Annotated in this window: 14 protein-coding genes and 1 pseudogene; 9 read left to right on the top strand and 6 right to left on the bottom strand. The window is 73.1% G+C overall.

What is annotated here, in order from left to right; translation table 11 throughout:
- Positions 1–622, bottom strand: a pseudogene (locus IEY96_RS32580) (hypothetical protein); the annotation flags it as partial.
- Positions 623–771: 149 nt separating this feature from the next.
- On the opposite strand from IEY96_RS32580, the gene IEY96_RS10630 reads away from it, so the two are divergent.
- From IEY96_RS10630 to IEY96_RS10650, 5 genes are all read left to right on the top strand, one after another.
- Positions 772–1,188, top strand: coding sequence for a DUF4253 domain-containing protein (locus IEY96_RS10630; RefSeq protein ID WP_189194630.1), 417 nt, complete (start codon positions 772–774; stop codon positions 1,186–1,188).
- A 153-nt stretch (positions 1,189–1,341) separates the two neighbouring features.
- On the top strand, positions 1,342–2,622 hold the full coding sequence (locus IEY96_RS10635; protein WP_189194631.1) for a low temperature requirement protein A: 1,281 nt from the start codon (positions 1,342–1,344) through the stop codon (positions 2,620–2,622).
- A gap of 359 nt (positions 2,623–2,981) precedes the next feature.
- Positions 2,982–3,197: a hypothetical protein gene (locus IEY96_RS10640; protein WP_189194632.1), complete on the top strand. Its 216-nt coding sequence runs from the start codon at positions 2,982–2,984 to the stop codon at positions 3,195–3,197.
- A 28-nt stretch (positions 3,198–3,225) separates the two neighbouring features.
- Complete coding sequence (locus tag IEY96_RS10645) at positions 3,226–3,600, top strand: hypothetical protein (protein ID WP_091308430.1); 375 nt, start codon at positions 3,226–3,228, stop codon at positions 3,598–3,600.
- Between the two features lie 82 nt (positions 3,601–3,682).
- Positions 3,683–4,486 carry an AfsR/SARP family transcriptional regulator gene (locus tag IEY96_RS10650; RefSeq protein WP_189194633.1) on the top strand — a complete coding sequence of 268 codons (804 nt, stop codon included), beginning with the start codon at positions 3,683–3,685 and terminating at the stop codon, positions 4,484–4,486.
- Here the strand turns inward: IEY96_RS10650 and IEY96_RS10655 are convergent.
- Positions 4,417–5,166 (bottom strand): AfsR/SARP family transcriptional regulator, encoded by a 750-nt coding sequence (locus IEY96_RS10655; protein ID WP_189194634.1) that lies wholly within the window; start codon positions 5,164–5,166, stop codon positions 4,417–4,419. The genes IEY96_RS10650 and IEY96_RS10655 overlap by 70 nt on opposite strands.
- Before the next feature lie 495 nt (positions 5,167–5,661).
- Here IEY96_RS10655 and IEY96_RS10660 point away from each other — a divergent pair, with 495 nt between their 5' ends.
- Complete coding sequence (locus tag IEY96_RS10660; RefSeq protein ID WP_189194635.1) at positions 5,662–5,970, top strand: TraR/DksA family transcriptional regulator; 309 nt, start codon at positions 5,662–5,664, stop codon at positions 5,968–5,970.
- 19 nt (positions 5,971–5,989) lie between these two features.
- Here IEY96_RS10660 and IEY96_RS10665 read toward each other — a convergent pair whose 3' ends face one another.
- Positions 5,990–6,877, bottom strand: a complete 888-nt coding sequence (locus tag IEY96_RS10665; RefSeq protein ID WP_189194636.1) for an alpha/beta hydrolase family protein — start codon at positions 6,875–6,877, stop codon at positions 5,990–5,992.
- A gap of 136 nt (positions 6,878–7,013) precedes the next feature.
- Here IEY96_RS10665 and IEY96_RS10670 point away from each other — a divergent pair, with 136 nt between their 5' ends.
- Positions 7,014–7,544 (top strand): GNAT family N-acetyltransferase, encoded by a 531-nt coding sequence (locus IEY96_RS10670; RefSeq protein WP_189194637.1) that lies wholly within the window; start codon positions 7,014–7,016, stop codon positions 7,542–7,544.
- A gap of 34 nt (positions 7,545–7,578) precedes the next feature.
- Here IEY96_RS10670 and IEY96_RS10675 read toward each other — a convergent pair whose 3' ends face one another.
- From IEY96_RS10675 to IEY96_RS10685, 3 genes are read right to left on the bottom strand one after another with little or no spacing between them, the layout of a single operon-like run.
- The gene (locus IEY96_RS10675; protein WP_189194638.1) at positions 7,579–7,827 is read right to left on the bottom strand and encodes a hypothetical protein; all 249 of its coding nucleotides are present in this window, start codon (positions 7,825–7,827) and stop codon (positions 7,579–7,581) included.
- Positions 7,824–8,153, bottom strand: coding sequence for a DUF4326 domain-containing protein (locus IEY96_RS10680; protein WP_189194639.1), 330 nt, complete (start codon positions 8,151–8,153; stop codon positions 7,824–7,826). Before IEY96_RS10680 ends, IEY96_RS10675 begins: the two co-directional genes overlap by 4 nt.
- 45 nt (positions 8,154–8,198) lie before the next feature.
- Positions 8,199–9,239, bottom strand: coding sequence for a LacI family DNA-binding transcriptional regulator (locus IEY96_RS10685; RefSeq protein WP_189194640.1), 1,041 nt, complete (start codon positions 9,237–9,239; stop codon positions 8,199–8,201).
- 279 nt (positions 9,240–9,518) lie between these two features.
- Here IEY96_RS10685 and IEY96_RS10690 point away from each other — a divergent pair, with 279 nt between their 5' ends.
- On the top strand, positions 9,519–10,469 hold the full coding sequence (locus tag IEY96_RS10690; protein WP_189194641.1) for a LamG-like jellyroll fold domain-containing protein: 951 nt from the start codon (positions 9,519–9,521) through the stop codon (positions 10,467–10,469).
- Between the two features lie 38 nt (positions 10,470–10,507).
- Positions 10,508–12,613, top strand: a complete 2,106-nt coding sequence (locus IEY96_RS10695) for a PQQ-dependent sugar dehydrogenase (RefSeq protein ID WP_189194642.1) — start codon at positions 10,508–10,510, stop codon at positions 12,611–12,613.
- Positions 12,614–12,915 lie beyond the last annotated feature (302 nt).

Consider the following 12,915-nt stretch of genomic DNA (forward strand, 5'->3'; position numbering starts at 1 on the left):
GGTCGGCGGTGTCCACGTCGTAGCCGCCCGCGTCGGGGCGGCCGGTGCCGGGCAGTGCCGGCGCCGCGCCCACCCGGACCAGCCGGGACGCGGCCAGCACCGTGTCCACCCGGCGCGGCCCGTCCACCAGGGTCACGTTCGGGTACGTCTCGACCAGCACCGGGTCCTCCGCCGGGCCCTCCCGCACGGTCAGGTGGAACAGCTCGTCGGCGTCCACCCCCTGCTGGTCGGCGACCGTCGCGGCCTCCTCGCCGGACGCGTGCGTCACCTCGGCGTGCAGCCCGTTCCCCCAGCCGCCCGGCCCCACCGCTTCGAGGGTCAGCGCCCCGTTCAGGTCGAGCTGCGCGCTGGTGGCGTCCCGGGCCAGCCGGACGATGACGGCCTGGTTGCCGCCGTTGAGGTAGAAGTCGCGCACCGCGTAGCCGAGGCCGCTGTCCCGCCACAGGCCGCCGAAGGTGCGCTCGAACTCCGCGTACGAGGAGATGGCCACCGGCACGTCGACCGGCCCGCGCAGCGCCCGCCCGACGAACGCGGCCACGGCCGTGGCGACGCCGGTGATGGTGCGACTGCCGCCGGGTATCTCCTGGATGTACACCCCGGGATGGCTGAGCGTTGCCGCCATGACGACTCCTCGACTCCACGGGCGGCGGGTACGCCGCTGGCGCGACTGTGCCGCCCGCCCGTCACCGCGCCGTCACCCGGCCGTGTCGACCCGGGTGTCGGTGGCTGCCGGTACGGTCCGCGTCGTGACAGCGCCAGTGCGGGACCTCCGTGCGATCGAGGCCGCCTTTCCCGACCCTCGCCGACCTCGCCCGTCGCTGGTACGAGCCGCTGGTCGGCACCCGCACCTGGCATCCGATGCGGGCGGTGCAACTGGTGCTGCTGCCCACGACGTCCCCGTGGCTCGCACCGGCATGGATCGGCTACTTCGGCGCGGCCCGCCCCGGTGGACCGGAGGCGTGGGCCGCGGCGATGCGACTGTGGCACCGGCGCTGGGGAGCCGAACTGGTGGCCGCGTTCAGCACCACGCTGCAGTTCGTCGTGTCCCGCCAACCGCAGCCGGGCCCGTCGGCCTGGGAGCTGGCGGGGCAGCTCCTCGCCGTCGGCGGCAGCCTCCAGCACGAACAGTGGCAACTCGCCATGGCCGTCGCGCACAGCGACGCCTGGTTCCTGCACGACCGTCCCTAGTACGGCAGCCGCCGTCTGAGATGACGTTGGCCGGCGCGGGGTAGACGAGGCGCGGCCACCGCGTGATCGTCTGTAGGCCGTCCCTGGGCCCGTGCGTAGTTGCTCCAGGTGGCGGGGTGGCGCCGGGGTTTCTCGAAGTCGACGGTGCGTGGAGTGCAGATCCGCTGGGATAGGCGGGTGATGGCCGATCGGCGATGGCGACGTGGACACGCGGTAGGGCTGCTGCGCGGCAAGGAGAGCGTGCAGCAGGCGACCTACGTGGAGTTGTTCTTCGACCTGGTGATGGTTTTCGCGCTCAATCGGTTGGTGGCGTTCGCGGCGCCATCGGTGGGCGGCGGCGACCTGGCGGCGCAGTGGACGGCGATCGGACGCATCTTGTTGCTGTTCGTGCCGCTGATGTGGTTGTGGATCATCACGGCGTACATCACCGCCCGGTTCGACCCGCGGACCGCCCACACCCAGTGGATGATCGTGGTGACGGCGTTCGCGCTGCTGGTCATGGGAGCGACGGTGCCACACGCGTTCGGCGGCGCGGGAATGACCTTCGCGGTGGCGTACGTCCTCGCTCAGGTCAGCCGCGCGATGATCTTCGGTTACGCGCTGGGCCGGCACGCGCTAGCCCGACTGTACTTTCGGGCCTTGATCTGGTTCCTGGTCGCCGGGGTGTTCTGGATCGGCGGGGCGTTGACCTCGGGCGGGACGCAGGCCGCCTGGTGGCTTGCGGCGGTCGTAGTTGATCTCGGCTCCGCGTGGCGGGGATGGCCGGTACCAGGTCTGGGCAAGGGGCGAGCGACGGCATGGGCCATCGCGCCGCACAATCTGGCGGAACGGTACCAGCAACTGCTGCTGATCGCCCTGGGCGAAACGATCCTCGCTGTCGGCGTCACCTACGCCACCGGGCTCGGCCGTGTCGGCGGCTACCAAAGCATCGGCCTGCTGCTGGCGTTCCTCACGACCGTCCTGCTATGGCGCATCTACTTCCACAAGGCCGGCCAAATTCTCGGCGACGCCGTCGCCGACGCCGAGGACCCGGCCGGACTGGGTCGCTTCGCCGCGTCCGCCCACGTCGTGATGATCCTCGGCATCGTGGCAACCGCCATCGGCCACGAAATCGTCCAAACCCACCCCGTCGACCACAGCTACCCGACCTGGCTGATCATGATCCTCGGCGGGCCGGCCTGCTACCTCACCGGCCGGGGCGCTCTGGAACGGGCCGTCTTCTCCCGAGCGTCCCCACACCGCTGGATTGGGGCCTTGGCCCTCCTACTGGCAGCCGTACCACTGACCGCCGCGCCGCCACTAGCAGCCGCGATCACCGCCACCGTGATCCTGGCCGGCATCGCAGCCATCGACACCCGCCGCTCGGCCCACCGCCCACCGGAACGACCCCGACCCGGCGACCGAACGACCGGGTGGCTGCCACGACGCCTCTAGTACGACAGGCTGCCGGTCGTGATCAGTGCTGAAATTCGAGGTTGAGGTGGCGTGTGCAGTGGGATCGTCGGGCCTGGGCCTGATGACGTCGCCGGAACCGTGACCAGCGCAAACGGTGGATGACGTCGCTGATCGAGCGAATGATGCAGGTGTTGATCAATCCACACCCCGCCAGAGCAGCAAGATCTCAAACGGCGGCTGCCGTACTAGCGGAGGCCGGCCCGGAGACCGAGCAGCGAGACGGCGGCGGGCCCGGCGCGGTCGCCAGGTGGCCCGGTGACGCGGTGGGCACGGGCCGGTGACGGACGGGCGGCAGGCTGGGCCGGCCCGCGCACGACTCCTGCCCCGGAGGCGCTCCCGTGACAACGCCTGACCCCGACCGCGGTGGGGTGGTGGTCGTCCGGGTGTGGTTCGAGGACCGGCCGGACGAGCTCGGCTTCCGCGCCCTGGTGACGAGCTGTGTCGACCTGGCCGGCGGCCGGGCGGAGAGCCGGGCGGTGACCTCGCCGGAGGCGGTCGTCGAGGTGGTGCGCAGCCGACTGGTGGACATCCTCGCCGGTCACCAACCGCGGTGACGCCCACCGCCCGACCCAGGGAAGGCACATGACCGAGAAGATCAACTGGAGCCTCCAGGTCCGCGTTGCCCACGGGCCGCAGATCGCGGCCACCGGCGTCGTCGACGTCGAGGCGTACGACAAGGTCTCGGTCGAGATCGCGGCCGGGGAGAGCCAGCAGGTGGACCTGGTGCCCGCCGGCACCGAGCGGGTGGGGATGGTGCTGATCGTGCCGGCCACGCCCAGCGCCGACCTGTCGTACGAGATCGACGGCACGGCGATCGCGCTCGACGGCGCGCACGCCTTCCTCGGCGCCGGGGCGGCGCGGCTGCTCGGCGCGGACCCGGCGAGCCTGACCTTCACCAACGACACCGCCGAACCGGCCCGGCTGGACATCCTGGTCGGTCGGGACGTCACCCCGTGAGGGCCACCGCGATGTGACGCCGGGGTGACGGGGCGTGTTCTACCCTGCCGGGGCAGGCCCGCGCCGCAGGGGGAGGTCCCGGATGACCGCCGACTTCGTCGACGCCCTCGTCGCCGACCAGCCGGTCGGAGCCGGTCCGGTGCTGCGGCTGCTCGGTGACGTCCGGGTCAGCCACGGCGCCCGCTGGTACGACGTGCCCGAGGGCAGCAAGCGGCTGCTGGTCTACGTCGCCCTGCACCGCCGCCGCCTGGACCGGGGCCACGCCGCCGCCACCCTCTGGCCGGACGCCCCGGACTCCCGCGCGGCCGGCAACCTGCGCTCGGCGCTGTGGCGGCTCAACCAGGCGCACGTCGGGCTGATCGGGGTGGACCGGCACCATCTGGCCTTCCGGCCCGGCGTGCTTGTCGACATCGACCTGGTCACCGCCTGGGCCGGCCGGCTGATCGCGGGCCGCCCGGCCGGCGCCGACCTGATCGCGCTGCCCACCGGCGGCATCCTGTTCGACCTGCTCCCCGGCTGGTACGACGACTGGGTGCTCACCGAACGGGAGCGGGTCCGCCAGCGGGTGCTGCACGGGATGGAGGCGATGAGCCGGCACCTCGTCCGCACGGGCCGCTGCGCGGAGGCCGTCGAGGTGGCGCTGACCGCCGCCGGGGCGGAGCCGCTGCGGGAGAGCGCCCAGCGGGTGCTGCTGGAGGCGCACCTGGCCGAGGGGAACTGGGTGGAGGGCCGGCGCGGCCTGGACACCTACCGCCGGCTGCTGGCCCGGGAGTTGGGCATGGCGCCCGACCCGCGGCTGGCCGAGCTGCTCGACGCCTACCCGCGGGCCCGTCCGGCGGCCACCGCCGACCGGGAGCGTGCCTCCTCGATCAGCGCCATGAGCTGAGCCGAGGGCCGTACCCCCAACTGCTCGGCGAGCAGCCGGACCACCAGGTCGGCGTGGCGCAGGGCGTCGCTGACGTTCCCGTTCGCCAGCATTGCGGTGAGCACGAGCCGGTGGCCGCTCTCCCGCAGCGCGTCCGCGGCGACGGCCTCCAGCGCCCAGCCCAGTCCGGCGGCCGGGTCACCGGCCCGGATCGCCGTCCCGGCGGCCTCCTCCAGGGCCCGCAGGGCCCGGTGCCGCAGCAGCTCCCGGTGCATGAGCACCCAGTCGTCGTACCAGCCGGGCAGCAGGTCGGGGCAGCCGGCGGCGGCGTGCCGGCGCAGGAACGCCGGGTCGACCGGCTCCCGGCCGGCGAGGGAGCGGGTGTCCACCGCCACCCCGGCGGCCAGCGCGAGCGCGCCGGTGGAGTCGGCGAGCAGGCCCGGCGCGGCCTTGCGCAGCCGCCACAGCGCCGTCCGCAGGTCCGCCGACGCCCGCTCCTCCGGCTTGCCGGCCCACATCGACCAGGCGGTGCGCGCCCGATCCGAGGCGCCGCGCACCGCCAGGAAGGCCACCAGCCGCTGCGCCGTCGCGGGCAGGGCGACCGGATCGCCGTCCCGGTCGAGCGCGAAACCGCCGAGCAGCCGCAGCCGCCAGCCGACCCGTTGCGGGGGTACGGCTGCCGCTGCTGCTTCCGTTGTCATCCACACGTCGGCGCTCCGCTCTGCTCGGGGTGTGGGCGGAGGGTCACCTTTCGAATACCGCAGTCGGCGGGTCCTCGGAACGGGCCTGTCGGTGGCCGGACATCCCGTTCGTCCGCGCGGCCCGGCGACCGGTCCCGATCGACGGCGGAGACCGGCCGAACGGCTGCCCCGGCAGGCGTGCCGGCCGGCACGGAGGCGGATGGGCAAAGTCGTTGGCGAACCCCGTGGGGTCGCCTATGGTTGGCCGCATGTATCGGGCCCGGCTGCTGTCCGCGACCGCCGTCACCACGGCGGTGCCCGCTGCTGCCCGGCGCCGGCGTCCCGCGGCCGTGCCCGCCCGTCCGGCGGGCACCCGCTCCGTCGCGCCCATCCACGGCCTCCCGAGCCCGATCCCCACCGACCGTGGCCCACCCGGATCCCCGTTCATCCGCGTACGGCCACCCAGGGCGAAGCCACCGGCTTCGGCCTTTTTTCTTTTTCCTGGAGGGGATCCACATGGGCACCGACCTGCACGACGACCGGCTCACCCGGCTGCGCGCCACGCTGACCGAGGACTTCGCGGCGCAGACGGCCCGGCTGACCGAACTCACCGCGGACACCGGCGACCCCGGCGAGGCGCACACCCGCTCCGCCCTGATCGCGGCCACCCGGCAGAGTCTGGGGCAGATCGGCGACGCGCTGCGCCGGATGGCCGACGGCGGCTACGGCCGCTGCGAGCGGTGCGCCGGGCCGATCCCGGTGGAGCGGCTGGAGGCGGTGCCGCACGCCACCTTCTGCGTGCCCTGCCAGCAGAAGCACGGCTGACCCGGCGTGCGCCGGGCCGTCATCGCGCGGCCCGGCGCTCCGGCAGCCGGCGCCCGAGCCAGTCCAGCAGGACCCGCTCGTACTCCGGGCTGACGCCGGCCAGGTCGTCGCGCCCGTCCAGGGTGGGCTCGTGATCGCAGCCCGCCAGGCGGGCCAGGGTCAGCTCCGCGTCGCGTGCGGCGCGCCGCCACACCACCACGCTCTGGTCGATCGGCGTCCAGCGGTCGGTCTCGCCGTAGCAGACCAGCACCGGGCCGGACAGCTTCGCGAAGACCGGCTCCGGGTCGAAGTCCATGTCGACCCAGCTGCCCGGGGTGTCGGGCACCTCGCGGGGCAGGTGCGCCAGCGGGAACCAGGGCCGCCGCACGGCGCCGTCCAGCTCCGCCTGGGCGGTGGCCCGGGGCACGTCGCCGCGCAGGAATCCCTCCGCGACACCGCGCAGCCGGTCCAGCTCGGCGAGGTCGGCCTCGCCGTATCCGTGCCGGCGCAACTGCTCGGCGGTGCCGTAGCGCATCTGCGCGGCCGGGCTGACCCCGCTGCACCCGACCAGCACGAGGAGGTCGACCGGGTGCCGGGTGGCGGTGAGGGTCGCCGCCCACGCGCCCTGGCTGAATCCCCACAACCCGACCGGAACGTCCCCGACCTGCCCGCGCAGCAGATCCAGGGCCGCCGCCGCGTCGTCGGCCTGCGCGGTCAGCGGCACGTCGTGGCCGTCCACCCGGGGACGCCGGTCGTACCGCAGTACCGCGATCCCGGCCGGCGGCAGCAGTCGGGCCAGGTGCTCGTACAGGAAGTAGGACCGCTCGCCGGCGTGCGAGCCGTGCAGCACCACCAGGCCGCCGCGGGCCGGCCCGGCCGGCAGGTCCAGGGTGGCGGGCAGGTCCAGCTCACCGACGCGCAGGTCCATCCCGGCAGTCAACCACGCCGCGGGCGGTCCCGGCCGCCCCGCCGCCGTCGCCCGGCCCGCCGCCGGGCCGGCGTTCCCCGGGGCGCCGGGCTGCGTACGCTGGCCCGGTGGACCGTCGCGACCGTGGAGACCGCCGATGACCAGCCCGCGCACCATCCGGACCGCCCGTCCCGCCGACGTGGCCGCGCTCGTCGACCTGGTCGAGTCCGCGTACCGGGGGGAGCGGAGCCGGGCCGGCTGGACCACCGAGGCCGACCTGCTCGCCGGGCAGCGCACCGACCCGGACATGGTGGCCGAGGCGGTGACGAGCGCGGGCGGGACGGTGCTGGTCGTCGAGGACGGCACGGACCTCATCGCCTGCTGCCAGCTGGAGCGCCGCGACGACCACGTCTACTTCGGGATGTTCGCGGTCGCCCCGGGCCGGCAGAGCGGCGGGCTGGGCCGGGAACTGCTGGCCGAGGCCGAACGCTACGCGCGGGACGAGTGGCACACCGGCGAGATGCGGATGACCGTGATCACGCAGCGGGAGGACCTGATCGCCTGGTACGAGCGGCGCGGCTACGTCCGCACCGGTGAGCTGAGCCCGTTCCCGTACGGCGATGAGCGGTTCGGCCTGCCGCTGCGGCCGGATCTGGCGTTCGAGACCCTGCGGAAGAAGCTCGGTTGACCGAACGGGTGGCCGACCACCGCCGGCGGCCCGTTCACCGACCGCGGGCCGGGCCGTCCGTCGTCGGGCGCAGCCGCCGGACGATGCGGAGAACGCCCTGGTGAATCGCCACGCCGACGCCGGTGTTCAGCAGCGCCAGCCCGGACGCGGCGACCAGCCTCGGCCCGACGTCCATCGCCCCGGTGGCGACCAGCAGGGCGGGCCAACCGACGGCGGCGACCGGCAGCGGAAGCAACCACCAGCGCCCGAGCAGGAGGCCGAGGAGGATGAGGCTCGGGATCACGTCCCGGGCCTCGATCCCGGCGGCGCGTCGGCGAGTTCGGCGATCACCTCGGCGTGGCAGCGTTCCGGCACGCACCAGCACCCGAGCCGCCGCCCGCGCAGGCCCGGCAGCAGCGCGAGCAGGTCGGGCCGGCCGAGCAGGTACGCCCGGTACTTCTCGATCACCTCGTCCCGGGTGCCGTCCGGGCCGGGCCGGTACGGGCTGGACAGCGGGGACTGCGGCAGCCGCCAGCCGCCGCGCGACATGGCCCGCCCGACGTAGACCACGTCGGCGTACGCCGGGTCGTCCCGGTGGCCCTTGAGGTTGACGACGGTGGTCGCGCCCATGGCTCTCAGCTCCTCGCGTTCGTGCCCAGGGAGTCAGTCTGAAGGTCAGCCGCCGGGCGCGGGCGCGGGGCCGGTGGAGTCGCGGACGATGAGCGTGTGGCCGGTGGAGCGGCGTCGTGGCCGGGTCGATTTCGGCTTCAGCGCGAGGGTCAGCGCCATCCGCCCCATCTCGGTCATCGGCAACCGCACGGTGGTCAGGCTCGGCGCCAGGTCGGCGGCGACGGACACGTCGTCGAAGCCGACCACCGACACGCGCTCCGGCACCGGGATGCGCCGGGACCGCAGGACGGACAGCACGCCGATCGCCATCGCGTCGTTGAGCGCGATGATCGCCGTGGTCTGCGGGTGGTGGTGCAGGATCCGCTCGGTGGCCACCCGGCCGCCGTCGCGGGTGAAGTCGGAGTGGACGACGGCCAGGTCGTCGGGGGAGTGCCCGTGCGCGGCGAGCGCGGCGGTCACCCCGGCGAGCCGGTCGGCCACGGTGGTCAGGCCCGGTGTGCCGGCGGCGACGGCGATCCGCCGGTGGCCGAGGGTGAGCAGGTGGGCGCCGATGGCCCGGCCGCCGGCCTCGTTGTCCGGCACCACCGCGTCGACGCCCAGGGCATGCCGTCCGATGACGGCGACCCGCCCGCCGGCCCGCTGGAAGCCGGCGAGCTCCGCGCGCGCCTCGGCCTCCACCCGGGGGTCGTCGTAGCCGGACCCGGCGATGAGGATGATCCCGACCTGCTGGGCGATGAGGTGTTGAAGCTGGCGCAGCTCGTTCTGCGGGTCGCGTCCAGAGTGGGCGATCTGGACCAGCAGTCCCTCCTCGGCGGCGACCTGGAGCACGCCGCTGGCGATCTCGGAGAAGTACGGGTCGTCGATCTGGTGGACGATCAGGCCGACCGTGGAGCTGGCGCCGCCGGCGAGGGTGCGGGCGTACGGGTTGGCGACGTACCCGAGTTCCCGCGAGACCTGCCGGACGTGCCGGGCCACCTCCTCGCTGACGCCCTCCCGGCCGGCGAGGGCGCGGGAGGCGGTCGCCAGCGAGACGCCGGCGCGTTCCGCCACGTCGACGAGACGCAACCGTGGTCCGGGTCGGGGCATGCGTAACTCCTGGGAGGCATTGATCCGCGCCGCGCTCTTGCCTGTGGCGTAGGGCACAGCTTAGGGTACGAAAGCGCTTACGTAAGCGCTTTCGTACGAACGGCAACACCGCCGTCCGACCCGCCGCCCGGCGAGCCTCACCTCGGCCGTGCGGCGCTCGGACGGACCTCCGTCCTGTCCCGACGTGCCTCCGAACCCGCCTCCGGGCACCGCACCACGCCCGGTACGTAAGCGCTTTCGTCACCGCCACCCCCGCACCGACGAAGGGAGCACCTCCCCATGAGAAGACCTCGACGCGTCGCCGTCGCCGCCACCGCCCTGCTGGCGCTGGCGCTGACCGCGGCGGCGAGCCCGGCCCGGGCCGACCGGCCCGGACCGCACGACGTCCACCCCGCCCTCTGGTCGCACCTGGTCGCCTTCTACGACTTCGACCACCCCGTGGTCGGCGACCCCGCGCTCGAACGGGACCTGGGCCGCTCCGGCACCGAGATCGAGCTGGTCAACGGCGCCGAGGCCATGCGGGTGCCGGACCAGGCGTACAAGGGCAGCGGCGACGCGCTGCAGACCCGGCAGGTCAACCCGGAGGCCGCGGGCAACGACGACTGGAAGGCCGGCACCTGGTCGGCCAGCGGCGTACGGACGCTGCGCGCGTTCAGCGGCGCCGAGGGCACCACGGTGATGGGCTGGTTCAAGCGGGACATGGACGGCCCCGCGCTGAACTCCACCACCGCCAACCCGACCGACCGCTTCAACGCCATCGGACTGGCCGGCGTGCTGACCGGCGACTCCGACGGGCACGGCGTGCGCGCTCTGCTGGAGCTCATCGACGTCAAGGGCGAGCTGCGCCTGGTCGCCCTCGGCCGCCGCGTCGACGGCGGGGCCTCACAGACCTTCGCGGCGAACGAGGACTGGCGGACCCTGCTGCCGAAGGGGGAGTGGGTGCACCTGGCCGCCACCTACGACTTCACCAGCGGCACCATGGCGCTCTACCGCAACGGCGAGCCGGTCGACGGCTTCTACACCACCGCCGGCGACCCGTGGCAGCTCAACGGGCCTGGCCCGCACGTCACCAGCGCCACCGACCCCCGCGGCATCAAGATCGGCGGGAGCTTCCCGCAGAACACCCTGGAACGCAACCCGTGCGACTGCCGCATGGACGGCCTCATGTTCCTCGACAGCGTGATCCCGGCCGGCGACATCGCCAAGCAGTACCGCTACATGGCCCGCTGACCGTTCCTCGGACCGTCCCACCGAGAAGGAGAACCCGCGTGTCCACTCGCGCTGGCAGCACCGGCAGGCTCCGCAGAGCCGTGCTCACCGCCGGGATCACTGCCGCCACCCTCGTCCTGTCCACCCTGGTCGCCGCGCCCGCCCGGGCCGCCGGCGCCGTCTACGACCCGATCCCCGAGTCGCCGATCCAGTCGCAACTCGGGCTGGTGCTGGAGGAGTACGCCAGCTTCCCGCAGTCCACGCCGAACCCGGCCCCGGTCGACCAGCGGCTGGTCCGCAAGGCCCGGATCAACACCATCAGCGAGCTGCCCGACGGCTCCGGCCGCCGGGCCGTGCCGGACCTCAACGGCAACCTCTACCTCGTGGAGAACGGCACGCCGCACGTCTACCTGGACGTGGCGGCCACCTTCGCGCCGCAGTTCTTCTCCGGCCGCGGCCTCGGCCAGGGCTTCGGATACGTCGCCTTCCACCCGGACTTCGGGCGCAACGGCCGCTTCTACACCATCCACACCGAGCAGGCGTCGCTCGCCACCCGGACGCCGGACTACGCCCAGCCGAACACGATCTACCAGGCCGTGATCACCGAGTGGACGGCCACCGACCCGGCCGCGGACACCTTCGCCGGCAGCCACCGGGAGGTGCTGCGGATCGGCTTCGGCGGCCAGATCCACGGCGTCCAGGAGATCAACTTCAACCCCACCGCGAAGCCGAGTCAACCGGACTACGGGATGCTCTACCTCGCCGTCGGCGACGGCGGCCAGGGCTACCGCAACGGCGACCCGCAGAACATGGGCATGCCGCACGGCAAGCTGCTGCGCATCGACCCGCGCGGCACCAACGCGCCCAACGGCCGGTACGGGATCCCGGCCGACAACCCGTTCGTCGGGCGGGCCGGCGCGCTCGGTGAGATCTACGCGGTCGGCTTCCGCGACCCGCACCGGTTCAGCTGGGACCGGGCCACCGGCCGGATGTACCTGGGCCACATCGGCGAGCACGCCGTCGAGTCGATCTACGAGGTCCGGGCCGGGGACAACTTCGGCTGGAGCGAGCGCGAGGGCAACTGGGTCTTCGACAAGACCGCCACCAACCCGTGCGACAAGCTCTACCCGCTGCCGGCCGACGACGCGAAGTACGGCTACACCTACCCGGTGGCCGCGTACGACCACGACCCGGCGGCCGGCTGGAACTGCACCTCCGACGTCGGCGTCGCGGTGGCCGGCGGGTTCGTCTACCGCGGACACACCGTGCCCGCGCTGATCGGCAAGTACGTCTTCGGTGACCTGGTCGACGGCCGGGTCCTCTACACCGAGGCGAACGAGATGCGCCGCGGCGAGGGACTCGCCCCGATCCACCGGTTCGCCCTGTACACGACCGCCGGTGACCTGGTACGCATGCAGAACCTGTCCAGCCCGGGCGCGCCCGGCGACCCGAACCGCGTCGACCTGCGCTTCGGCACCGACGCCGCCGGTGAGCTCTACATCCTCGCCAAGGCCAACGGGAAGATCTGGAAGGTGGTCGGCACGAGGACGGTGGCGGAGGGCGACGTGGGCAACACCAAGGTCGTCCACACCGGGGGCGCGGAGAACTGGACGCCGGTCACCCCGTCGAAGTGGCAGTTCGACGGCGACGAGGTCATCCTCGCCGAGGCCGGCGTCAGCCGCCCCGGCCCGCGCCGGCCGTTCGAGTACGCCATCCTGAACAAGGGTCCGGCCTTCTCGTCGGTCCAGATCGACGCCCGGGTGCGCCTCGACACTCCGGTGGAGGTCACCAACCGGGACATCATCATCGTGTTCGGCTGGCAGTCGGACACGCAGTACTACTACGCGCACCTGTCCACCGACAACACGATCTACCCGCACAACGGCATCTTCAAGGTCAACAACGCCGACCGGGAACGGATCGACCACCAGTGGAACGGGCGCTCGCGCGGCGCCAACCCGGCGATCACCGACGCCGACTGGCACAAGGTGCGCGTCGTGCACCTGCCCGCCACCGGCGAGATCGCCGTCTACGTCGACGGGCACAAGGACCCGCTGCTGACCGCGAAGGACACCACCTTCACCTCCGGTCGGGTCGGCTTCGGCTCGTTCGACAACATCGGCCGTACCCGACTGTTCACAGTGACCGGTACGCCGGCGGCCTGACGTAGGGACAACGTGGAGGGCGGCGGCGAGCATGCCGCCGCCCTCGGCGCGTCCGGGCTGCTGTCCGAAGTGAACCATTTCCTCGTAAACTTTAGATCGTGCGGCTGTCACTTTTGACGAATTGGAGCGAAGTTTCGACACCAGTCGTCTAGCTTCCTGTGGTTCTCGGCGATAGCCTCTCGCCGGAAGGACCACACTCGCCTGGCTCGTCGAGATCCGCCTCCACTTCCGCGCTGGAACTGGAAAGGAACCACATGTCCAGCCAACCTCCGGTCGCACGAACCCTCAGATCACGCCCCCGC

The organism is Micromonospora fulviviridis (assembly GCF_014648395.1).
In the GTDB taxonomy this organism is placed as follows: Bacteria; Actinomycetota; Actinomycetes; order Mycobacteriales; family Micromonosporaceae; genus Micromonospora; species Micromonospora fulviviridis.